Origin of the sequence: Mesorhizobium sp. BR1-1-15, from assembly GCF_020165475.1 — a bacterium.
Classification (GTDB): Bacteria; Pseudomonadota; Alphaproteobacteria; order Rhizobiales; family Rhizobiaceae; genus Mesorhizobium.
The window spans coordinates 194784-218205 of record NZ_JAIUIF010000007.1 but is presented as its reverse complement, the minus strand read 5'-3'; the positions used below and the strand labels follow the sequence as shown (position 1 = coordinate 218205).

At 59.6% G+C, this 23422-nt stretch carries 21 protein-coding genes; 5 read left to right on the top strand and 16 right to left on the bottom strand.

The window, feature by feature from the left end; all coding sequences use genetic code 11:
* Positions 1-158: 158 nt before the first annotated feature.
* From LB541_RS15110 to LB541_RS15065, 10 genes are all read right to left on the bottom strand, one after another.
* Positions 159-1139: a helix-turn-helix domain-containing protein gene (locus tag LB541_RS15110; RefSeq protein WP_140584247.1), complete on the bottom strand. Its 981-nt coding sequence runs from the start codon at positions 1137-1139 to the stop codon at positions 159-161.
* 68 nt (positions 1140-1207) lie between these two features.
* Entirely contained in the window at positions 1208-1408 is a 201-nt protein-coding gene (locus LB541_RS15105) for a hypothetical protein (RefSeq protein ID WP_140499417.1), read from the bottom strand.
* Positions 1409-1470: 62 nt separating this feature from the next.
* Positions 1471-2178: an MgtC/SapB family protein gene (locus LB541_RS15100; protein WP_181165254.1), complete on the bottom strand. Its 708-nt coding sequence runs from the start codon at positions 2176-2178 to the stop codon at positions 1471-1473.
* Positions 2179-2216: 38 nt separating this feature from the next.
* Positions 2217-3398: an alpha/beta hydrolase gene (locus LB541_RS15095; RefSeq protein ID WP_140565652.1), complete on the bottom strand. Its 1182-nt coding sequence runs from the start codon at positions 3396-3398 to the stop codon at positions 2217-2219.
* Between the two features lie 18 nt (positions 3399-3416).
* Positions 3417-4151 (bottom strand): META domain-containing protein, encoded by a 735-nt coding sequence (locus LB541_RS28625; RefSeq protein ID WP_181167677.1) that lies wholly within the window; start codon positions 4149-4151, stop codon positions 3417-3419.
* A 211-nt stretch (positions 4152-4362) separates the two neighbouring features.
* Positions 4363-7524 (bottom strand): efflux RND transporter permease subunit, encoded by a 3162-nt coding sequence (locus LB541_RS15085; protein WP_224618821.1) that lies wholly within the window; start codon positions 7522-7524, stop codon positions 4363-4365.
* Positions 7521-8654, bottom strand: a complete 1134-nt coding sequence (locus LB541_RS15080; protein ID WP_140556215.1) for an efflux RND transporter periplasmic adaptor subunit — start codon at positions 8652-8654, stop codon at positions 7521-7523. Before LB541_RS15080 ends, LB541_RS15085 begins: the two co-directional genes overlap by 4 nt.
* A 15-nt stretch (positions 8655-8669) precedes the next feature.
* A complete protein-coding gene (locus tag LB541_RS15075) occupies positions 8670-9251 on the bottom strand; it encodes an HdeD family acid-resistance protein (RefSeq protein ID WP_140499407.1) in 582 nt (193 codons plus the stop codon).
* Positions 9252-9517: 266 nt separating this feature from the next.
* Complete coding sequence (locus tag LB541_RS15070; RefSeq protein ID WP_140584251.1) at positions 9518-10960, bottom strand: metal-dependent hydrolase family protein; 1443 nt, start codon at positions 10958-10960, stop codon at positions 9518-9520.
* Positions 10961-11039: 79 nt separating this feature from the next.
* Entirely contained in the window at positions 11040-12233 is a 1194-nt protein-coding gene (locus LB541_RS15065) for a succinylglutamate desuccinylase/aspartoacylase family protein (RefSeq protein WP_140521572.1), read from the bottom strand.
* Positions 12234-12704: 471 nt separating this feature from the next.
* Between LB541_RS15065 and LB541_RS15060 the strand changes: the two genes are divergently transcribed.
* Positions 12705-13760, top strand: a complete 1056-nt coding sequence (locus LB541_RS15060) for a helix-turn-helix domain-containing protein (RefSeq protein ID WP_140657544.1) — start codon at positions 12705-12707, stop codon at positions 13758-13760.
* On the opposite strand, the gene LB541_RS15055 is transcribed toward LB541_RS15060, so the two are convergent.
* The gene (locus LB541_RS15055; RefSeq protein WP_140657542.1) at positions 13757-15187 is read right to left on the bottom strand and encodes a basic amino acid/polyamine antiporter; all 1431 of its coding nucleotides are present in this window, start codon (positions 15185-15187) and stop codon (positions 13757-13759) included. The genes LB541_RS15060 and LB541_RS15055 overlap by 4 nt on opposite strands.
* Positions 15188-15452: 265 nt before the next feature.
* Between LB541_RS15055 and LB541_RS15050 the strand changes: the two genes are divergently transcribed.
* The 4 genes from LB541_RS15050 (at position 15453) to LB541_RS15040 (ending at position 19839) form a co-directional block, all read left to right on the top strand.
* Complete coding sequence (locus LB541_RS15050) at positions 15453-16886, top strand: basic amino acid/polyamine antiporter (protein WP_140517433.1); 1434 nt, start codon at positions 15453-15455, stop codon at positions 16884-16886.
* Positions 16887-16904: 18 nt separating this feature from the next.
* Positions 16905-18149, top strand: coding sequence for an arginine deiminase (gene arcA / locus LB541_RS15045; RefSeq protein ID WP_140499398.1), 1245 nt, complete (start codon positions 16905-16907; stop codon positions 18147-18149).
* A 199-nt stretch (positions 18150-18348) separates the two neighbouring features.
* Positions 18349-18663, top strand: coding sequence for a YMGG-like glycine zipper-containing protein (locus LB541_RS28690; protein WP_348640490.1), 315 nt, complete (start codon positions 18349-18351; stop codon positions 18661-18663).
* A gap of 147 nt (positions 18664-18810) precedes the next feature.
* The gene (locus tag LB541_RS15040; RefSeq protein ID WP_140499465.1) at positions 18811-19839 is read left to right on the top strand and encodes an AI-2E family transporter; all 1029 of its coding nucleotides are present in this window, start codon (positions 18811-18813) and stop codon (positions 19837-19839) included.
* Positions 19840-19870: 31 nt separating this feature from the next.
* Here LB541_RS15040 and LB541_RS15035 read toward each other — a convergent pair whose 3' ends face one another.
* From LB541_RS15035 to LB541_RS15015, 5 genes are all read right to left on the bottom strand, one after another.
* Entirely contained in the window at positions 19871-20215 is a 345-nt protein-coding gene (locus LB541_RS15035) for a hypothetical protein (protein ID WP_224618819.1), read from the bottom strand.
* Positions 20216-20300: 85 nt separating this feature from the next.
* Positions 20301-20822: a DUF1269 domain-containing protein gene (locus tag LB541_RS15030; protein WP_140499392.1), complete on the bottom strand. Its 522-nt coding sequence runs from the start codon at positions 20820-20822 to the stop codon at positions 20301-20303.
* Between the two features lie 415 nt (positions 20823-21237).
* Entirely contained in the window at positions 21238-21783 is a 546-nt protein-coding gene (locus tag LB541_RS15025; RefSeq protein WP_181167676.1) for an HdeD family acid-resistance protein, read from the bottom strand.
* An 806-nt stretch (positions 21784-22589) separates the two neighbouring features.
* Positions 22590-23150: a hypothetical protein gene (locus LB541_RS15020; RefSeq protein ID WP_224618818.1), complete on the bottom strand. Its 561-nt coding sequence runs from the start codon at positions 23148-23150 to the stop codon at positions 22590-22592.
* 57 nt (positions 23151-23207) lie between these two features.
* Positions 23208-23357 (bottom strand): BA14K family protein, encoded by a 150-nt coding sequence (locus LB541_RS15015; protein WP_224618859.1) that lies wholly within the window; start codon positions 23355-23357, stop codon positions 23208-23210.
* Between the last annotated feature and the right edge of the window lie 65 nt (positions 23358-23422).

Genomic DNA, 23422 nt, shown 5'->3' with positions numbered 1-23422 from the left:
GTGTGGTTGGCTTTAGGATTCGCCGACCGCGGGGGATCCGGCATTTCTGCCGACTGCCTCCGTCCACAGGAGCCGACGGCTTCATCGTCTTCCATCCTGATCAAAATGCCTGGGGCACCGCGTTAACCAGCCTCGGATCGGCAGGTTTGAGCATCCCATCAGTCTGGTGCTGCGTGTCTCCAGAAGCGCCGACGCGCCTCACTGGGGGAGCATCCGAAGATTGACGTATAGGCTCCAGCGAAACGGCCCAGGTGCCAGAAACCAAAGCTCATGGCGATGTCGGTGATCGAGAGGCGATCGCCCTGCGTCAGGATAAGGCCGTGCGCGGCCCGAAGCCGCCGCTCCCGCTCGTAAGCTCGAGGGCTGACTCCCAGACGTTCCTGAAAGGCGCGCTCCAACATTCGCTCGCCAATGCCCAGTACCTCGCAGACTGCACTGACGGAAACAGGGCTATGAGGCCTTGCCTCCAGAATGGCCAGGGTGGCATCAACGATATCGCGCCGATCGCTGGAGCCGAGGGCGCGGGGGGATGGTTGCTCCGTGAGGGAAAGCACCCGCGCGAGCGCGGCGCCCGCTTCGCTCGCCGCAACGGCCAGGCCGGCACTTAGGTCATAGCCACGCTGTGCTGCAGCTTCCGCGAACCCGACGGTTCGCAGCAGCCTCTGCTGAAGCTCCAGCTCGGCTCCTGCCGTGAGGCGTTGCTCATGTATCCCTGGCATCAGCGCGGTCCTCTGGCCCAGGTGGGAGGCTGATGCCGTGCGCAGAGACTCGAGCGCGGACCCACGCAGACCGATCCGCATGAGGCGATAGCTTCCTGGCATCTCCAGCTTGAATTCTGTTCCCGGGCCGATGATCCGCAACTGCGGTACTTCACTCCGTTGTCCGTTGAAGGTCGTGCCTTCGCCCCAGAGGAACACCGCCGTCAACGCATCGTCATTGATCGCCCCGGACATGGCGATGCCACCCTTGTCCCGCAAATCGAGGACGAACGCGTCGCCATAGTCTATCGTTGCAAGGCTCGATGCATGGCGCTGCTCGCCAATCTGCTGGATATGGAATTCCGCGTCGGGATCGGACTCGCGGGTGCGCGCGACCACGGAATTATACTGGCGGGCGTACCAGTTAGGAGCCTCCAACAACGAGGGCCTCTCCAAGTCTTTTGTCCGGACTGGAGTTGGACGCGATCGCTTTCGTCCAACTCGATAAGTCAAGCAACCGAGTCCGGCTTGTTTCTGCGGGCGATCTTTATAATCAGAAGAATGATTCCGATAGCAAAGAGAAGACAGCCAACCATGATGCTCGATGGAGAGCCATAGCGATAGCCCGATGCAAAAATGAGAAAGCCTATGAGCAAGAGGCCGATAGCTATCAATTTGTTTGCCAACAAGGCCTTGGTGTTTCCTTCCATTGTAGCAGCTCCTTAAAATTTGACGTTTCGAGGTGGTGTCGAGGGTCTTTCTGGCTTTCGCTCTATTCGGTCTTTTCTTCCGGCTCCCAGGAAGCCGACTGAACATTCGAGTCGAGCGCGAGGTGAGCGACGACGCGTTCGACTGATTGCGCATCATCACGGTTGCTGAACAACGTTGCTTCTATTCTCATGGCGTCGCCCTCATTGATGGGATGGCTGTTAAGGGAGCGTAGGCGGAGGAGGTTTGTATTGATGGTCTGAAGCAGAATCGATCTGAGCAAATAAACATTATCTCGTGAGCATACGATCTCTATAGTGTACGTGTATTCGACGGCAGGTTGTTCCTGAGAGTGCCTTCGAAAGAATCTTGAGAAATTAGGAAGAAGCGAATTGAGTATAATAATGAGCATTGCGGTTTCCGCGGCCAGCAGCAGAAAGCCAAAGCCTACGAAGACCCCGACAGAGCCAGTGCTCCAGATCGTCGCGGACGTACTCAACCCTCTTATGTTGGAACCGTCCCTGATGATCAGGCCGGCGCCAAGGAAGCCAATGCCGGTTACGACCTGAGCCCCCATTCTAAGATCGAGACCTGAGCCAAGAGCGCCCGGCAGCGAGGAGTATGCCGCCGCGCCCAGTGCGACCAGCGCGTGCGTCACAAGTCCTGTATATTGTTGCCGGTACTGGCGTTCCGCACCGATCAGCGCGCCGAGCAGCAACGCAAGCACAAGCTTCAGCAGGATTGATTGAGTTATCGCGACTTCAGCTTCCAAATGTTCATTCCGTCTGATTCAAAATGCAGGGGCTTTCATCACATGGCGCCGATCTCGGACGCCGGCTGCTGGGACACGGATTGCCGGGATGCCGACCGCTTCAGGATTGTGAGCGGCAGATGGAGAACGAGGGAGGCGTTATCGAAGATGATCTGCCGGGTCTCTTCGGCTTTGTCTTCGACCGGCATATCTTCGTTCACGATGAGACGGCGCAGCAGGGGCCCGGACCTCAACAGCTTCATCAGTGTTTCCGACGTTGCAAAGCCGCTGTGGCCGCCGCCGTCCACGTCGGAAATGTCGATAACCTGAATGTCCTTTTTCTGGAGGAGCGGGATATCGAAGCCACTGCCGACTCGTGGCTGGCCACCTGCAATGCGCCGCGACAGGCTCAAGGCGCGATCTCGCCGAGAGACAACGATCGTGAAGGGGTGCGGCAGTTGGGGTATGTCCCTGACTTGGCTGCTGAAGACATCTGGATCGATATCGGGCGCGGCAAGCAAGACGCCGCGGATTCTTGAGGTAACCGCCGCCTTACCTTGCAATACAAGGGTGCGAAGCGCCTCCATTACGACATACGCGCCCATGGAATGGCCGACGATGAAAACACCGCTAGCGTTCGATCGAGCTGCGATTTCGATCGTTTCGGCCAAGCCGTCCCGCGCCTGGAGAGCGCTATCGCGATCGAAAAGATAGGCGCCGATAGATCCCGCCGACGCCCAGGAGAAATGAACCGGAACCGAGGAGATGCGGTAGTCGTGGACGACTTGGGCATTACGAAACAGGCCTTCGGCAAAATTGTTGTTGTAGCCGTGCACGAAGATAAACACCTCGCGCTCCGAAGGCGGACGCTTCGCCAGCATCCCGTTCAACCGACCTGCGAAGGATGCTCTGTTCTCGAAGCGGACAAGATCACGAGCGGAAAAATGGCGCTTCGGATCGGGTGATGTCGATGACGTCTCGACGACGCCCGGCCGGTGTGTGGCCGGCACGACGACAGTCAACTGCGAAAAACTCAACGTCGGGGAACGATCCCGCGAATAGGGCGGTTCGGAGGTGGGGAACCTTGTGCGCGTGGTGGCAATCAGGAAGGAAATAGCCGACATTTTGTTGCTAATTTGTACAGGCGAGGCAAGGCCCGTCACGGCTCTTGGACCGGCGCAGCTTTGCACCAGCAACGCCAGCGAGATAACCAACACAAATCGTCCTGCGGGGTTCTGCATGCTGCTGGCCGCGCCGGCTTATCTTCGTAAACTCACCAGCGTTTGGCCATCCTTGTCCAACAGTTGCACTCGTCCTGTCTGTGGGGCTTCAAAACGATGGACGGACCCGAGTGCCTTCAGAAGACTGCGCTCTTGATCCATGAGGGGCTGATCGCAGATCATCCTGGACGAGCCGGTTTCCGAGATCGTCAGCGCTTCTCCGGTCAAGGCGAAGCCGCCAAAGAACCGATTGCACGAGCCATTCCCATGGATGCGTCCATCTGGCTCGAAGGCAAGGGTGGGTTTCGAATCGGAGACCGTGGTTTCTTCTCGAATTTCGTCCACGAGCCAATCTCCGTGAAGGAGGTCGCCCGGCTCTCCGGCGCAGCCCCCAAATTTCCGGTCGCCAAGGATGACGGTCGCGGTTTGGGGGTATGGCATTCCGCTCATGGTATCGACGCATATTTTGGCAGCGATGGTCAGCGCGAGTTGCCGGCCGTCTACCGTCGCCAGATAGGTGTCGGCGTCGCCTTGCCTTGTGGGACGCGGAGCCGGCTGAACTGTGAAGGTCTCGCCCCCTAAGGCGTTAAAGCTGAGCGCGGTGTCCGAGATGCTGATTTGCCAACCGGGTTCGTTGCCGCGTGCAGCCAACGAGGCAGCCTCCGCATTGCTCGTTGCGGTGGCGTACAGCGACAACACCGCGAGCGAAGCGGCCAACGGCAAGGATGAGCAGGACTCTGGACTCACGGTTGCAGCCTCCAGACGATGCGTCACTGAACTCGAAGGCCGCCCGGAAACCGGCCTCTGGGGGCAACTTCGCCAAATATTGCGCCGAATGTACTTGCATCCGGCCGTCAGTCCATCGCCGCGGTTCGGAGAACGAGTCCATTCGGCGAAGAAATGGACGCAAAGCCAAGAATTGAGATTCCAAGAACATAAATGGTTGCCGCGGGCCATCTCGACCGCCCTTTGGCGAGAACGAACCTCAATGTGATGGTTCGATCGTGTCGAGGCGTTCCGTACGATCTCCCGGACGCCGGGACGACAGATACTCGGTTGCTTTCTGGACGACAAAATAGACGGAGGGGATGATCAACAGGCCAATCGTCGTAGCCGCGGCCATGCCCCCGAAAATTGTGACGCCAACAGCCCGCCGCGCGCCCGCGCCGGCGCCAGTCGACACGACAAGAGGAATGATCCCGAGGATGAAGGAAACCGCGGTCATCATGACGGCCCGGAAGCGCTGCTCGGCCCCGATCCGCGCCGCCTCCATTACGCTTAGTCCCTCATCGCGCCGCTCCTTGGCGAATTCCACGATCAGGATGGCATTCTTCGCCGCCAGTCCGATCAGCAGCACGATGGCGATCTGCACGTAGAGGCTGTTCTGCAACCCGAAGACCTTCAATGCCGCTATGGCGCCGAAGAGAGCCGCTCCGAGCGAAAGGATGACGATCAACGGAAGCGACCAGCTCTCGTATTGGGCGACAAGGAAGAGATAGGCAAAGAGGAACGCCAGCGCAAAGACCAGCCCCTCCTGGCCACTGCCGCGGCGCTCTTGAAACGACAGGCCTGACCACTCGAAGCCATAGCCATTCGGCAACAGCTGGGCCACTGTCTTCTCCATCGCGTCCATGGCGCCGCCGCTGCTGCTTCCAGGTGCGGTAATGGCGTTTATGGGAGCGGCGACCGAGAGATTGTAACGCTGGATGGCGAATGGCGACAGGATCGTCGTCAACGACGCCAGATTGTTCAAGGGCACCATGGTGCCGTTCCGGCTACGCACATGCAGGTTCAAGATGTCTTCCGCATGGGCACGGAAATCGGCATCGGCCTGCAGATTGACTTGGAACACGCGGCCATTGAGCGTGAAATCATTTACGTAGCGCGATCCGAAGGCCGCGCCGATGGTGGAATAGACGTCCGACACGCTTACCCCAAGCGCTTCGGCGCGCGTTCTGTCGACGTCGACATAGACCTGCGGGACATTGGCGCTGAAGGTGGTGGCGGCCCCGCCGAGCTCCGGCAGATGATTGAAGGCGCCAAGCAGGGCGCCGACGACCTGCGCGATCTCTTGTGGCGGCTGTCCTTCAAGCGCTTGCAGGCGGAAGTCCAGGCCACCGACCGAGCCGATGCCGGCAATCGCCGGCGGCGCGAACACGGCGACGTTCGCGCCCGGAATTTGGGAGAACTTCACCCGCAGCGCCTGCAGGATGCCGGCGAGCTGCAGTTCGCTGGACCTGCGCTCGTCCCAGGGCTTCAGCGCCGCGACCGCCATTGCGCCGCTCGGCGAACTCGTCGACTGAAGGATGCTGAACCCCGCAACCGTGATGACGTCTTGCACGCCTCCGGTGTCGGTCAGAATCTTGCGCACGTCCTCCACGATGGCTTTCGTGCGGTCGAGCGAAGCGGCATTGGGCAACTGGATGTCGACGAACAACGCGCCTTGGTCCTCGTCGGGCAGGAAAGTCGACGGTAGCCCGGTGAAGATCAGATAGGCGGCGGCAAAACAGGCAAGCAATCCCGCCATCGGCACGTACCAATGCCGCACCAGAAACCCGACGAGGCGTCCATAGCCGTCACGCGTCTTGTTCATGAATGCCGTGAACCAGGCCAGCGGGCCACGCTTGAAATGGCCCACATCGCGCCGCAAAAGCAGTGCGGCCAACGCCGGGCTCAGGGTCAATCCGACAAAGGAGGAAATCACCAGGGCCGAAGACAGCGTCACGGCGAACTGCCGGTAGAGCTGGCCGCCTATGCCGCCGAGAAACGCAGTCGGCGTCACCACGGCAAGCAGCACCAAGGTCGTGGAAATGATCGGCCCAGTGATCTGGTGCATCGCCTTGCGCGTGGCGTCGGCGACCGCGATGTCAGGGGTATCCTCCAGCACATGCTTGACGTTCTCGACGACAAGGATGGCATCGTCCACCACCAGGCCGATCGCCAGCACCAGCGCCAAAAGAGAAATCATGTTCAGCGAATAGCCGGCGGCAAACAGCACCGCCAAGGCGCCGAGCATGGAAACCGGGATGGCAAGCGCCGAGATGAACATGGCGCGCCAATCCTGCAGGAAGACGTAGGTGACTGCGAGAACGATCAGGAACGCCTCAAGCAGGGTTCTGGCCGTCAGCGAGATGCTGGCATTCACGAAGCGGGTCGCGTCGTAGACGATGTGATACTGCATGCCTTTGGGAAAGCGTGACGAGAGGCGCTCCAGTTCGGCGCGGACCGACGCCGCGGTCTGGATGGCGTTGGCGCCGGGCGACTGGTTGATCTGCATCATCGCCGAGGCGTGTCCGGCGAAGCTGGCGCTCGAAGCATAGCTTAGCGCGCCAAGCTCGAGCCGCGCGATATCGCGCAGGTAGACCTTGGCCCCCGCCGAGCCCGTGCGCACGACGATGTCCCCGAATTCCTCGACGCTTCTCAGCCGCCCCTGCGCGACCAGAGTGTATTGCAGCTCCGAGCCCTGCGCCTGCGGGGGGGCGCCGGCCTGTCCGAGCGTCGCCTGGATGTTTTGCCGCTGGATGGCGGCCGAGACATCGTCGGGCGTCAGGCTAAGCGCGTCCATGCGCTGCGGGTTGAGCCACACCCTCATCGAGTATTCCGAAGCCCCGGCGACCGAAGCCTCGCCGACGCCCCGCACGCGCGATATCGTGTCGGCGACGGTCGTGGTGATGAAATTAGTGATCGCCAGCGCATCGAGGCTGTCGTCCGGCGAATAGAAAGCGATGCCGAGGATAAAATCCGGCGAGCGGGCACGCACGGAGACACCTTGCTGCGCGACCGCTGCCGGCAGGCGCGAGATCGCCAGCTGAGCGCGGTTCTGCACGTTGATCTGTGCTGTCTCGGGATCGGTTCCGACCTCGAAGGTCACCGATAGCGTGTATTGGCCGGCATTGGAGCTGGTGGACGACATGTACATCATGTGGTCCACGCCATTGATGGCCGTCTCCAGCGGGCCGCCCACCACGTCGGCGATGACTTCCGCGCTTGCTCCCGGATAGGAGGCCGACACCGTCACCGTTGGAGGGGTGATCTGCGGATACTGCTGTATGGGAAGGGAAAACACCGCGATCCCGCCGGCGATCGAAATGATGATCGAGACGACGATCGCGAGCCGGGTGCGGCTGATGAAGAGGTCCGAGATCATTGCGTACCCTCCGCTTCGCGGGGGGTGACCTGCTGACCATCGGAAACGCGTTGCAGGCCCTCGACGACGATCGTTTCGCCGCCTTCCAATCCGCTCGTCGCCGCCCAGCGATTGTCGATGCGCGCACCGGTCGTGATCGCCTGCCTGGTCACGGTATTGTTGTCGTTGAGCACGAAGACGAACTTGCCCTGGCGGTCCTGAAGAACGGACGCCATCGGCACCATCGGCAATTTCCGGGCTTCTTCGTCGACGATTGTTAGCCGGACGAACTGGCCAGGCGCCAAAATGTGGTCGGGGTTGGGGAACAGCGCGCGGACAGCGACGGTACCGGTCTGCTGATTGACCTCGTTGTCGATGAACTGCACCCGCCCCGGCAAAGCAAATTGTGTGCCGTTGGCGAGAGACAGACTCAGGTGGAATTTGTTCGCATCGATCTTCTGGCCACCGGCAAGTTTCTGCCTGATGTCGACCAAAGTGCTGTCAGCGATCGAGAATGCGACGCGGATAGGATCGAGTTGTACGATGCGCGCCAATGATCCGGAGCCGGGCCCCACGAGATTACCGCGCGTCGCCAGGGAGCGGCCGATGGTGCCATTGATGGGAGACCTGATCTGAGCATAGGAAAGATTGAGTTCGGCCGTATTGAGGGCTGCATTGGCGCTTTGAACATCCGCCGCGGCGACATCGAATGCAGCCTGCGCGTCATCCAACGTGGCCTGAGAAATAGTCCTGCGGCTGAGCAGGTCCCTGGCGCGTGAGAGGCTTTGTCGCGCGGCGTTGCGGGTGGCTTCGGTCCTGGCCACCTGCGCCTGTGCGGACATTACCGCCGCCGACAGTTGATCCGGCTCGATTTCGAAAAGCAGATCGCCCTCCTTCACGTGCTGGCCTTCGGAGAACCTGATCTCCTTGAGCAGGCCGGACGCGCGCGCCTGAATGTCGACCGCATCGATCGCCTCGACCTGCGCGTTGTATGTCAGCGGCGCGTTTGCCGGACCGGACTGGACCTTCTGCACGACCACTGGCACCGTCGCCGCGGTCTGCGCACGTGCCGCTCCCGCGAAGCCGCCCACGCTGACTAGCAATGCGGCCGCCACGACCCTGGCTCGAAAGTCAAAATTGCTTTTCATCATCGTCGGATCCTGCTCTCAAGACAAAATCTTCGTCCTGCGCACGCTCAGGGCAATGACGAGATACGCCAGTCCAGCAATCATCATGGAAAATCCGGCCACCAAGCCAGTCGGCATCTCTCTGACGATCGGCCACTTCAGCAGTATGGAGAAAGCAGCGAATATGGCCACGATTCCGGAAACGGCGAACCAATACCAGCCGCCGACTTTCCTGACTTCAGCGGCGATGATTAATTGAAGAACACCGTGGACAAATAGTACAAACGCTATGAACAGTGATATTGCGGCCGATGCTTTGATAGGATTGAAGTAAATCATGATGCCGCCGATGAGCTCGAAGAAGCCGGTCAGTTCCTGCCACACGAAGCCCACCCAACTTTTGATCCAGAGCGATTGGATGACCTTGATGACGCCGACTGCCATCAGGGCCACGGCGAACACGACGTTGGATGCGAAATTGGAAACGCTGGGAACTGCGACTGAAAACACGCCGCCCGCAAGCAGGAGGAGCCCAAAGAGCAGAAACCTGCGCCACTTGCCCTGCTCGATTTCGGCCCGTTCATATGGCGTTGCAGGTGGGTGATCCGATTTTTCTGGCATGTCCCCGTTCCATGCAGGTTCTAAATATCGATCTCGCACCCTGCGGGCAGAGAAGAGAGCCGAGAGCGCTCAATGGAAAGTATCAGGAAGAAGTCTGCCGGACGGAGCGTCAGGAGCCTGTCTGGTTGCCTCGCGGCGAGATTTCCCGATGACGACCACTGCCTAGTCGAGATTTTCTCGCGGCCTTGCTTCGTCAGGACCATGAGGCCGTGTCGGATTAACTGATTGCTGGGAAGTGAAGGCGGCATACGGTTTTCCGCTGACTCTCAAAGGGTGCTCTTGTGAAGCCGGCCGTCCTTCATGATGACGACGAAGTTCTTATGCGGATCCTCGATCAGCCGGATGTCGTCGAGCGGGTTGCCGTCCACGATCAGAAGGTCCGCGAAAGCTCCTTCTTCGATGACGCCGAGCTTGCCCGGATAAGGGTTGCGCAGATTGGAGAGTGCGAGCAGTTCGGCATTGCCGGAGGTGGCCATCTGCAGGACTTCGGCGTTCTTGTACCAGTTGGCCAAATGCGTGAGCATCATGCTCTGGCGCGGACCCAACGCAGGCGAGAACAGCACGTCGGAACCCCAGGCCGTCTTTATGCCATGCTTGCGAGCAAAGGCATATATCCTCGGCGTCCCTGAGAAAAGCTCCTGGGCGCGGTCGGCGCTAGGTCCCGTCAGCGGGCCGGTGTCCTCCGCCGTCAGGAAGGGCTGGGTGCTTAGCCATGTGCCCTTCTCGGCGATCATCGCCGCCGTGTCCTCGTCCATCAGATGCGCGTGCTCGATCGACTGCACCCCAGCTGCCAGCGCGCGTCGTATCGCGCGAGACGTATAGGCGTGCACGGTAACGTAGGTGCTCCAATCCTGTGCCACCTCGACGCCTGCCCGCAGCTCTTCTTCGCTGAAGGTGACGATGTCCAGCGGACTGCGGGGCGACGATACGCCACCGCCGCCCACCAACTTTATCTGTGACGCGCCTTGGAGAAGCTGCTCCCGGATCCGCATCTTCAGGTCGCCGATATCGTCGACGATGGCCGCTCCCCCCAGGAGTTCACCTTTGCTGAGCTTGCCGCCGTCGCGCGGAATCTCGCTTGGCAGGCGAAGATCGGCGTGACCCCCGGAGGTCGTGATCATCGCGCCGGAGGGATAGATGCGCGGGCCAGGGATCAGCCCGGTGTCGATAGCCTGCTTGAAGGAGAAGGAGGGACCTCCCAGATCGCGTATGGTGGTGAAGCCGCGACTGAGCGTGCGATCCGCCTCGGCGGTGGACGCTGCGAAGATAATCCCCGGGTCGCCGTTAAGCAGGATGTTGACCGGGACCGCCGCGAAGATCGCATGCCAATGCGCGTCGATGAGCCCTGGCATGAGGACGCCATTGCGGCATTTGATGACGGTGGCGTCCTCCGGGGGAGGGGCGTTCGTCATATCGATTCCGGAAATCCTGCCGCCCTCCACCAGGATTTGCGCTCCGTCCTTCACCGTACCCGACTTGCCGTCGAATAGCCGGACTTCGCGAAACAGGATCTTGGAAGGGGGCGCGGCCGTCTGCGCGAAGGACGGCTTTGTCAGCACCCCGGCGATGGCGGCAGCCCCGAAACCGGAGAGAAAACTACGCCTGGAAAAGGCCTCCAGACGACGAGAGACTCGTTGAAGATCGGGATTGAGACAACCGCAACCAGAACTGTGAACGAGGTGACCGTACTTCGAGCCTAGCCGCAGCATGTCTTTTGCTTTCGGTTGAGCGACACTGACACCTGCCGGACGGCGCTTCGTGTCGCGGTTCTTGTCGTTTCAGGTCCCGTTACTCGACCAACACATCGCCGCCGACAGGATTGGCGCTGTCAAAGATGAGGAATACGATCGGAGTCCCCGACTCCGCTGTTGCATCGGTCCGCCTGGCGCCGACTTCGCCGCCGAGAGGCACGGAGTATTCCGCGACGATTTCCCCGAAGGTGTTCCTTTGGACTGCAACTTTCTGTCCGGGCCGAACGGTCTCATTGAGTTCGACCAACAATTCGATGAAACCGCCATGCGTCGCGGTGACGGGAAACATGCCGTCCGCGACGAAAACGCTCGAATCCTTGCTGGTTCTGCCGATAGGGCCTGAAATTATTCCGTGGTGCTTGATGACGTTCATCGTTCCTTCGACGAACAGGGCGATCATGTCGTGATCGAAGATCCGCGGCTTGCCGATCTCGGGCGTGAAGGCGGGAATGCCGGCATCGATGAGGGCATTGGCGAGAAGACCTCGCTCGCCAAAGTTGTCGAAAATCTGATCGACCGGATAGAGTTCCGCCATCGCCCGCACTTCGGGGAGATCCATGCGCGCAAGGTGGAACGCCGTCGCGTCCATGCCCGTGGCGGCTGTATGAAAATCGATCCCGTAGTCGAGGTTTGACCGCAGAAGCCGGTTGAATATCAGGCCGGCGTGGCGCGTCGGCGCGTCGGGAGCGTCCTCGTTGCCAGGGAACAACCGATTGATGTCGATCAGGTCGATCCCGCGCCCCGAATTCGGCCATCTCCGTTCCATGCCTTCCATTGCGGGGCGCGAAATGTCGAGTACCGCCATCACCGATCCCGACATCGCGGCCGGATCGAGCTCACGCATTACGGATTGCACGGTTTGAATGGGGCTCATTTCATCGCCATGCACGCCGCTCATCAGCCCCAGTCGTTTGCCTGGGGCTGCCCCCTTGGCGACCATCACCGAGACGTACCAGTGCTGGCCCGTCGGCATCTGTACGCCCTGGAAATAAAAGCTGTGCTTGCCTGGTTTCAGATCCGAGATGTCAAGCGAACTGATGACCTTCTTTCCGTCGATGACATCGCCGGTATAGACGGTCCCCGACGTCCCTGCGGGAGACGCGCTTGCAGGTGCCGAGCCCGTTTGCGCCTGCGCCGGCCCGGCCATGAGCGCAGCGGCAGCGCCGATGGTAGCGACCGATGCGATCATGAAGTCGCGACGTCCGAGGCCCTCGCTGGTTTCATGCGCCATGGCTGTGTGGTCCCTGCCGATGAGGATCATGCTGCAGATCTCGCGGTGACGCGTGCGAGGGCGGCTAGATCGTCCTTACCGATTCCCGTTGTGCGCGTGGTATCCGGGCATTAGTCCCACAAGACATTTCAGGGAGTACAGCCTCCAACAAGAAAAATGGACTGGTGGTCTATGATTGGGATGCCTTGCATACTGAGTTGAGAGCCACCACAACCGGTGTGATAAGCCTCGGATATCACGCAGCCACCTCCACAACTTCCGTCGGGTACAATTAAGCCCAGTTCACGAATTCCTGGTGGATACCTCAAATGGGCCAGATGGCATGTTAACGATTGATTAACATGCTTCTATGCTGGTAGTAGACAGGGTATTACATCCACCTTCAACATTGCTTGCCGGAGTTGTATATATTAGAATGAACTAATGTTCTTGCAATAACCCGTGTTGCACCAACAAAGACGGATAGTTGCTATGGATGCTATGGTTCATGCCGCCGGGCTATCTGGAGGAGCAGGTGCCGAGAAGTCCCTGCAATGCGCCGTCGACATCGATACCTCCACGGCACCACCTGCTAAGCAATTCGACCTGTTTCGAACCTGGTATCAAGGCGTTGCCGACACTGAACTTATGCAAGAACGGAGCCATTCGTTTCCGGCACATGAAACAGTGTGGGATCTGGGAACGTTGGCTGTCATGTTCCTCGAATTGCCTGGCAGTGGCTACCGCTGTCGCTGGCGGCATTTGAAAAACCCTTCGGTGGACAATTGGTATTTGAGCCTGCCCTTGTCCAAGGGCAGGCTTCCTGGAAGTTGGCAGGTCGTGAGAACGACCCTGCAATCTTTTGCAGAGCCCTACGAATGCGTGATGGAGAACGACGCCCTCCTTGCCGTTTTCCTGCCACGCGACCTGCCTTTCATCCAATCGTCCAGGATTGAAATACGTGAGGAGTCGAAAAGACTCCTGGCAGACTACATGCTTCTGCTGCACCGTTCCTTTTCCGATCTGAGGGCCGTGGATGTGTCGCACATTGCCACTGCCACCACCAATCTGCTGGCTGCGTGCGTGTCGCCATCACATGACCGCATCACCGAGGCGAAGCGTGTGATCGACGCCGTGATCGCCGAGCGCGCTGCCAAAATCATTGCACAAAGTTTGAATGATCAGTCCTTGGCATCCGACAGGCTTTGCCGCGCACTCGGTGTGTCCCGCTCTCGCCTCTACCGGATATTCGAACCGGCCGGAGGTGTTTCGAATTATATTCGCCACAAACGCCTGCTCAAGACACGCGATATACTTTCCGACAGCTTGGATGGGCGCCCGATCTCCGCCATTGCCGGGGATTGGGGCTTCACGGATCCATCGGCGTATAGCCGGATGTTCAGGAAGGAATTCGGCATTACGCCAAAGGAGGCACGCGTGGAAGGCTGGCAAGGCGCCCAGGCCACGAGCTCGCAGCAGATCAGCCAGCCTGACAGCAGGGCGCACACGCTGAGTAGTCTTCTGCTGCGAAACAGCTTTGGGCCCTAGACTGCGATGGCGCCGGCAAGGATGCCGTAGATTGCCGCGACCGCGCCAAGTGCGGCGACGACGAACATCCCCATCTCGGCGGGAGTAAACACCCTCTGCCCCCGCTCCTTCCGAGCCATGACGAAGAGGATCGTGCCCGGTCCGTAGATGACGGCCGAAAGCAGCAGGTGCTTGGCGCTGGCGGCATAGATGAGACCGGCCGTATAGATCAATGCTATCGCCGCCCTTGCGAAGTCGACACGCCGCGCTACGGGGTCGTTCTCGTAGCTCTCGCCGCCCCATGCGAGCTTGACCCCGTAAGCGGCGACAAGAAGATATGGGATGAGGATCATGGAACTGGTCAGCTCGAGAGCGAGCCTGAAGGCCTGTTGAGCAAAAAGCGTCAGGACCAGAAAAACCTGCACGACCGTATTGGTCAGCCAGAGCGCCCGCGACGGCACGCCATGCTTGTTTTTATACGCAAGAAAACGCGGCATTGTCTGGTGATGTGATGCGGTGAACAGGATTTCAGCGGCCAGCAGCACCCAGGACAGATAGGCACCGGCAACGGAGATCAGCAGGCCGAAGCTGACGAACTTGGCGCCCCATGGCCCGACCACCGCTTCCAATACGCCGGCCATGGAGGGATTGCGCAGCGCTGTCAGTTCAGGACGAAGCATGATCCCGTAGGAGGGAATGGTGACCAGCACAAGCAGACAGAGCACGCCGAGAAAACCAAGGAGCGTCGCGACCCCGACATCCCCGCGGTTGCGTGCGTAACGCGAATAGACGCTCGCGCCTTCGATTCCGACAAAGACGAATACGGTCACCAACATGGTCCCGCGAACCTGGCTCGCGATGCTGCCAACGCTGATTTCTTCCCCGCCCCAGAAATTGGCCGTGAAGACATCGGCGCTGAAGCCGTAGATAACGAAGATGATAAAGAGAAAGATCGGAATGATCTTGGCGTAAGTGACAATGGTGTTGATCGCCGCCGCTTCCTTGACGCCCCGCAGGATCAGCGAATGTACGATCCACAGAAGCATCGAGGAAATGACGATCGCCGTGATGGTATTGCCATCGCCGAATACAGGAAAGAAAAGCCCCAGCGTCGACTTTATCAGCACGAAATAGGAAACGTTGCCGAGAACGGCGGCAGACCAGTAACCGAGGGCCGAGAGGAAGCCGAGATAGTTGCCAAAGCCGGCCTTGGCATAGGCATACACGCCCGCATCGAGGTCCGGCTTGCGAACCGACAAGGTCTGGAAGACGAAGGCCAACATCAGCATTCCGACGCCAGCGATGGCCCAAGCGATCATGGCCCCGAACGGACCGGTCTCGCGACCAAAAGCCTGCGGCAAAGAGAAGATGCCCGCGCCGACCATCGAACCGACGACCATGGCCGTCAGGGTCCATATCGAGAATTTTTGCTGAACGGTCGAGTTCATTGAATTTGGATCAACAATTCCTTGGCGGACGGCGGTCCAGCGGCCTCATTGTTACGCCTGCAACCTATCTCGAATCTGGCGCCCACGTGATTGGCATAAAATCCCACTAGTATACCTGACGTCCAAAACCTTTGCCTTGGCTCGTTTAACCGGTTGCCGATATTCGCATTTACTGCTTCTGATCAGACATAACCTTGCTGGACCGAGACGTGTCGGCGAGGCGTCTGATCGCGAACTCTGGTTCGCGCAGCCAGGAGAGCGGTTTATGACTTCAAACGAAAATCAGAAGCTTTCGCTGTTTGCGCTGACCAGCATGGTTGTGGGATCGATGGTCGGCGCGGGCATCTTCAATCTGCCTGGCCGGTTCGCGACTGCGACAGGTCCGTTCGGCGCAATCATCGCCTGGGCAATTGCGGGAACCGGCATGTACATGCTGGCGCGGGTGTTCCAGGCGTTGGCCGAGAAGAGGCCAGACATCGACTCAGGCGTCTTCGCCTATGCCAAGGCCGGCTTCGGCAACTACATGGGCTTCCTGTCCGCCTTCGGCTACTGGCTCGGTAGTTGCCTGGGCAACGTCTTCTATTGGGTGCTCATCGGCTCGACGCTGGGGCGGTTCTTTCCCGGGATCTTTGGGGACGGCAGCAGCGCCATCGCCATCATCGTCTCGTTGATCGGCATCTGGGCTTTCCACTTCATGATCCTGCGCGGCGTCGAGCAGGCGACCTTCATCAACACTGTCGTGACGATTGCCAAGATCGTGCCGATCCTGGTCTTCATCCTGCTCCTGATCTTCTTCTTTCATTTCGGGCAGTTCCGCGAGAATTTCTTCGGCGGCTTGGACATGCCGCCGAAGTCCCTGATCGCCCAGGTGCGCGACACAATGCTGATCACGGTCTTCGTCTTCCTCGGCATCGAGGGCGCCAGCGTCTATTCCCGCTTTGCCAAGGTGCGTTCCGACGTCGGTACGGCGACGATTCTCGGTTTCGTCGGCGTCACAGGCCTGATGGTAGCGGTCACGCTGCTGCCCTACGCGGCTCTGCCGCAATCGGCTGTCGCCGGTGTCCAGCAGCCGTCGATGGCCGGCGTTCTCGAAGCGGTCGTCGGTCACTGGGGTGCGGTCTTCATCTCGATCGGCGTTCTGATCTCGGTGCTCGGCGCCTATCTCGCCTGGTCCCTAATCTGCGCCGAGGTGCTGTTCGCGGCGGCGAAATCGGAGGACATGCCAAGGCTCTTCGCAGCGCAGAATGGCAACAAGGTTCCCGCTAACGCACTCTGGCTCACCAACATCGTCGTATCGCTCTTCGTGATCTCCACCTACTGGTCGCGGGACGCGTTCAACTTCATGCTCGACATGACGAGCGTCACCGCGTTGCTGCCCTACCTGCTCGTCGCTGGCTACGGCATCCTGCTCGCTCGTAGCGGCGTTGGCTATGAAAAGACGCCGGATCAGCGCGGCCGCGACCAGATCTTCGCCTGGATCGCGGTGATTTACACGGTCTTCATGTTCGTCGCCGCCGGGCTCAAATACGTGCTGCTTGTTGCCGTCCTCTTCGCGCCCGGAACTATCCTCTACGTCTGGGCGCGGCGCGAGCAGAAATTGCAGCTGTTCACGCTCGCCGAACTCTTCGTGTTCGCCGTCACGCTCATCGCTGGCCTGATCGGGGCCTACGGGCTGCTGACGGGCGCCATCGCACCTTGAACAGAAAGAAGGAAGGTCATGACAAACAATACTTCATTCGGCGTTCATTCAGAGGTTGGTCAGTTGCGCAAGGTCATGGTGTGCGCTCCCGGCCGCGCCCACCAGCGGCTGACACCCAGCAATTGTGACGCACTCCTCTTCGACGACGTGCTCTGGGTAGACAATGCCAAGCGCGATCATTTCGACTTCATGACCAAGATGCGCGACAGGGGCGTCGAGGTGGTCGAGATGCACAATCTGCTCGCCGAGACGGTCGCCATTCCGGAAGCCAAGAAGTGGATCCTCGACCAGCAGATCGTACCGAACCAGGTCGGCCTCGGCCTCATCGACGAGGTCCGCTCCTATCTCGACGGCCTCTCTAATCGCGACCTCGCTGAAACACTGATCGGCGGGCTGTCGACCTTCGAATTCCCGGAAAGCATCGGCGGCGAACAACTGGCGCTGATCCGTGACGCGGCCGGCGTCAACGAATATCTGCTGCCGCCTTTGCCCAACACGCTCTACACCCGGGACACCACCTGCTGGATCTATGGCGGCGTGACGCTGAACGCCCTTTATTGGCCTGCGCGCCACGAGGAGACCATCCTCACCACGTCGATATACAAGTTCCACCCGGACTTCGCCGGCAAGGTCAATGTCTGGTGGGGTGACCCGACCAGGGATTGGGGGCTTGCCACATTCGAGGGTGGGGACGTCATGCCTATCGGCAAGGGCAATGTGCTTATCGGCATGAGCGAGCGCACTTCGCGCCAGGCTATCAGCCAAGTGGCGGCGGCCCTGTTTGAGAAAGGAGCTGCCGAACGTGTGATCGTCGCCGCAATGCCTAAGCTGCGCGCGGCGATGCATCTCGACACGGTATTCACGTTTGCCGATCGCGACTGCGTGCTGATGTATCCGGACATCGTCAACGGCATTGACGCATTCTCCTATCGCCCTGACGGCAAGGGGGGCGTCGAACTCCACAAGGACAAAGGCAGTTTCATTGAGACGGTGCGTGACTCGCTTGGTCTCAAGAAGATGCGCGTCGTTGAAACCGGCGGCAACGACTACATGCGCGAGCGCACCCAGTGGGACAGCGGCGCCAACTTGGTTTGCGCCTCGCCTGGTGTCGTCTTTGCCTACGATCGCAACACGTACACAAATACGCTGCTGCGCAAGGAAGGCATAGAAGTCATCACTATCTCAGGCGCGGAGCTCGGCCGTGGCCGAGGCGGGGGTCATTGCATGACATGTCCCATCATTCGTGATGCGGTCGACTATTGATAGCAATCCGGCCAGGCTCGGTACAGGCGGCCGGTCGGCCCCCCAAATAGTCTGAAGGCCATGCCTGTCGGACGGCCTCCAGCACATAAAGACCGTCTACCCCAGAATTGCTCATAGAGCGTTGGAGTCGCTCCCAATCCTTTAGGAACAATCGGCACATTGTTTGGACGGAATGCTCGTTGTTGGCGAGCGGATGTAAATGTACCCAGGAGATGAAATCATGAGAAGTATTATATTTGTTTCTGCTTTGGCTCTGATGGCTGCGGGTTGTACTGCCACGGAACAGCGAACAGCAGGCACGGCGCTGGCAGGAGCCGGAACGGGTGCGGTCATCGGCGGCCTTGCAAACGGCAGTCGAGGTGCCCTTGTAGGCGCGGCGGTCGGTGGCGGCACAGGGGCTGTGGTCGGCGCTGCCACGGCACCGCGCGCGCATCATCGCGAATGCTGGGTTCGTGATCGCTGGGGTCACACGGTTCGCGATCGTCAGGGTCGACCCATCACAAAACGGTGCTAGGCGCGATGCGTAAGATCAGCTTTATTCAGCACGAATCGAGCTGGTTAAGCGATATCGATGAACATTGGTCTGGGCGCTGAGCAAGCTTCCGGACCAATTTCGGAGTTGTCTGTAACGTCATCCAGCCGGCCGGGAACAGACTATACCATGGCGAAGCGAACGCTCTTTGCGCCTACGTATATTCTGGCGGTTATCGCCGTCATATGGGCGCTGCAGGCCGCTGCCTCAATTTTCGCGCCAGTCGTGTGCGCTCTTTTCCTCATCGCGCTGGTGTGGCCATTGCAGCGCAACCTGCAGCGGCTTCTTCCAAAGCTGATCGCACTGGCGATAGTCGTCTGTGTCGTCGTCCTGGCATTCTTCGCCTTTGCATCGATCGCCAGTTGGGGTTTTGGCCGCATTGGCCGATCGGTCCTCGCCGACAGCGCCCGCTTTCAAGGACTCTACAGTCAACTCGCCGAGTGGTTGGAAGGGCACGGTGTCGTGATGGCCGGCGCCTGGGCCGAGCATTTCAATGTCGGCTGGTTCGTGCGGATAGCTCAAGGCGTGACCGCAAGGCTGAATACCGTGATCTCGTTCTGGATCGTTGTCGTCGTTTACGTGCTTCTGGGTCTTCTCGACGCTGAAGCGGCGGCTCGCAATGCTCGTGTAGCGCTGAGCGCCCAGGCGGCGGCCGCACTGATCAATGGCAGCAGTCAGACAGCATCGAAATGGCGACGTTACATGCTGGTTCGGACATTGATGAGCCTTGCGACCGGTTCGATGGTGTGCGCGCTTTCGGCGGCTTTCGGACTGCGGTTTGCCGCCGAGTGGGGCGTTATCGCCTTCACCTTGAACTATATTCCGTTTATCGGGCCGTTCGTCGCGACATTCTTGCCGACGCTTTACGCGCTCGCGCAGTTCGGATCGCCACAGGCCGCCGTCTCGATTTTTGCCGGCCTCAACATCATTCAGTTCGTCATCGGCAGCTACATAGAACCGCGGGTTGCCGGTTACGTGTTGGCGATGTCGCCTTTTGTGGTGCTGTTTTCGGTCTTCTTCTGGTCGTTTCTTTGGGGTGTGTTCGGCGCGTTCATAGGTGTGCCCATCACCATCGCGCTGGTTACTTTTTGCTCGCAATCGCCGGCGACCCTTTGGATCGCTCAGTTGCTTGGGTCCGCCGATCGGCGGAACGCGTGATTGCCGCCAGGAAATTCGATTGGCCGGGCCCCTAGCGACGTCCGGATCCCGCGCCCCGGACGAGGCCGATGATACAAACCGACAGGATGCCGCCAAGAAGGCCGGCAATGCCGACGCCAATCAGCACGCCGGGCGTGAGGGTGCCGCCACCACGAGCGGTGGCATCGATAGCATTTTCGACGTTGCCGACGAAGTTTGCCAAGGCGGGAATCCGACCGGCCAGCCCTGTCAGGGCCAGTCCCCCCACGACGCCAGCCGCCGCGACAGATTTCCAACCCAGCGCAGCCATGCGCCAAAACCAGGTCGTAGCGAAAGCTCCGCCCGCGCCGCAGATGGCTTCAATCAAAAGCAGGGCCGCTGTCTCAAGGCCGGACATGCTTGCATCGCCCACTTGCTATCCGGCCATCCATCGCCCTTGCCGACCAGCAGAGTTCCGATTCCGGGATGTTCCGTGACCGCGGTCAGGCGGTCGCGGCCGCGCCTTGGCCGGCCATCGCCGAAGCGCGTTGAAGCGCATCGCGCAGAACCTGCTCCTTCGTCTCATCCAGCGACGTCTTAAGCACCACGCCGCCAAAGGCCTGGATCTCCTTGAGCACCTTGTCCGCTGTCATCTCGTGCGCGAGCACGAACAGGGCAGCGTCCCCAGGCTGGATGCTGGCTGACAGATCGCGCATGAACGCATCGTTGATACCCACGTCCGTCAAAGCGCCGCCAAGGGCTCCGGAGGTGGCGCCGACCGCAAGTCCGATCAACGGATTCAGGAAGAGAACACCGATAAGCAAGCCCCAGAAGCTACCGGATACAGCGCCTGCCGCCGTCGTATTCACAAGTTGATTGAGCTTTATCGCACCCGCCTCGGTCTTGGTGGCAATAACCGCGTCGCCAAGTTTAATAACGTATTCCTTTTGAAGTCCTATGAGCCGTTGACGTACCTCTTCAGCCTTGGCCTCGTTTGGATAGACGATGACGATCAGATCGGACATGGGACCCTCCTAGGCTAAGACTTTCCAAGGGCACGTAATACACATCCTAGAAGGTGAAAGATTGAGCCGGAAATCCGAATAGTGTGCAGCACGTCTCATTTTGCTTGCCTGTCCGACTGGCAAGCCTGCGGTCTCGACATTGGTTGTCGGCCGCTTCGTCCGTTGCGCTCGGCTTTGTCGCGACGAATTCTCGTCCGGAGCCGCCCGAACTTCTCCTATGTGATCAGAGGCGCGCTGCTGGTCTCGAGGGGTGGCTGATCCCGATCATGCGGCATCGTGCGCATCGACGGGCCGTTCGCGACGTCCAGGACAAAATGAAACCCTACGCAAAAAGCTTGCCGCGCTTGGGAACCGTCGCGGCAGGACAGGAGCCAATGCCGCAAAGCGGGTAACGGTCACGGTGAAAATGGTTGGATCATCGGGTCGTATCCGTTGGCCGAAAGCCTGTAACGAGCCAGCCCAGGCCGTGAAGAACTAGGTCGATACCCATGAACGCCCCAATCACCCAAACCCCGGTCGATGGCCATCCGATGAGTATCAAGAAGCCAGCCGCGAGACCGAACAGGCCGGAAACAAGCATCATCCATCGGTCGGTGGACAGGTAGCGCAGGCTCAAAGACATTCTTCCGAGCCCAGATATCACGAGCACGACACCGAGCACCCATGTGAGGATGATAGATCCCAGCACCGGCAAGCTGATGAGCAGGCAGCCAAAAACGACGTACAGGATGCCGAGCATCGTCTGCCAGAGAAAACCACGCCACCCGCCGGCCCAGATGGCGAGGGCGATCTCGACAAAGCCGGCGCATACGATCGCAATTCCCAGGACAAGTGCGCTGATGGTCGTGGCCAGCGCCAGATCGCCCAACACGAAGATCCCTGCCAGGATAAAGACGATTCCGATCGCCGAGTTCGTCCACGCAGATCGTCTGGGTTGCTGGGTCTCGGACAACTGCGTCATTCCCTTGCCTCTCTGAGTCATCTACGAATGCGGTGGAAATCCACCACGCGGCCAGTACGGGCATTCAGCACTATTTCGAAAGTGCTGCCGCCAATGCGACGCGCGTGATAAACAAAATTGCGTCCCCGGCAGTCCACGCGACGCACGTCCCTGAAGCCTCTGCTCTGAATCAATCGCTGGCCTTGAGCGCAAGTAATCGCGCGGCCGTTGTTAAGGTTTGATCCGATATTTATATTTACGGTCACAGCTCCCGCTGGGGACACAGCGGCAAGAGGAATACCAAAGCCGAGTGCGGCACTTAACAGGGCAGCTAGTGCATATCTCCGCATATCTTTCGTCCTCTTTGGTGAATTAAGCCGACATCACGCGCATGCGAACACGTTGTCAATAATTCTGCATGGTGGCTCGGATATTTGGAGACACAATGCCTAGTTTCTGGATTCTTTGCATTTTATGCACTGCCGTCAGAGCGCGTGCGTTTTCGGTATTATTGTCGAAGCGCATCTCTTGGGATTAAAGCGTGTCGCGTCGAAACAGATTCAGGCGACTCGCTTTAAGTCTTTGTTTTGATGCATATCGTTGTCCCAGAACCGCTGCGCACTTCTGGGCGACATGCATTAACCGCTGGTTTGACGGATGGAGATTGTCATGGGTGCCATTGTTCCTGCCGCCGGCCGCGCCGAGGCACCAGGCGTCCAGAAACACTGCAATGCACGAGGAGCCGACGCGTATCTGGATCTCGAAAGCTGCGATGAAGTGCGCGACCGAACTGGATAGTCGTCATCAGTTTTCCTGAGGTGGGAGGCTCAACCGCCGGCGCATAGAGATGGCACAGCTCGGCCAACACCCCAGGACAGGCGTCCCTGTATGATGGTCAGCGTCCACTGACCGTTCGAATACGTCGTTCCTTCCGGTCCCATGGAGGGCAGATCGACCTCGGCCGCGTCGTTGACGGATACAGAAGCGCGATCCCCGAGGAGACGCACTGCCAGACGCGTGCCGTCCTGGCACTCGTAGTGACTGACTGGGTAGGGATTGCCCACGCCGATCGACGTGCCAAACGCGGAATGCTTGAAGCTTACAATCATGATGGCGCTGATTGCCGCGATCGATAGATTTTTTAGCACAATAGTCCTCCCAACTGGCGCATCGACGTGGATGAAAACAGAGAACCATGTCTTCCCTGCGGACCTGCGACTTTCGGACCGAGATTCGTCGCATCGACCAGATCGCCGGACATGTATCAATTGATCGGCAAACGCCTTCGCGGAGATGCTCTTTGAACAGGCGGGATACTTCCGCTGGCTCACGCCAATGGCCCCGCCGGCCTTTGCCAGGCTCGCTTTTGCTCCCGTCCAAGCTTGCATTCAGCCGTTTCAACAAATCCCAGTAGGCTTCCTAGCACCAGCGAGCCCAGAGCGCACTCAGAAGGGCGAGATGCACTGCCGGCGTGGGCCATTGTAGGGCTGCCAGCTATTGTCCGAGACCCGGTAGGAGCGGTACCGCTGCGAGCACCAGTTCACATGGTTGTTCCAAGCGCTGTGATTGTGCTGGCGGGCAGCCGAGATCGCCATCCCGCCGAGCAGCATTCCGCCAATGAGGCCCGCGGCGACGGCGCCGCTATTGTTCCTCGAATGCC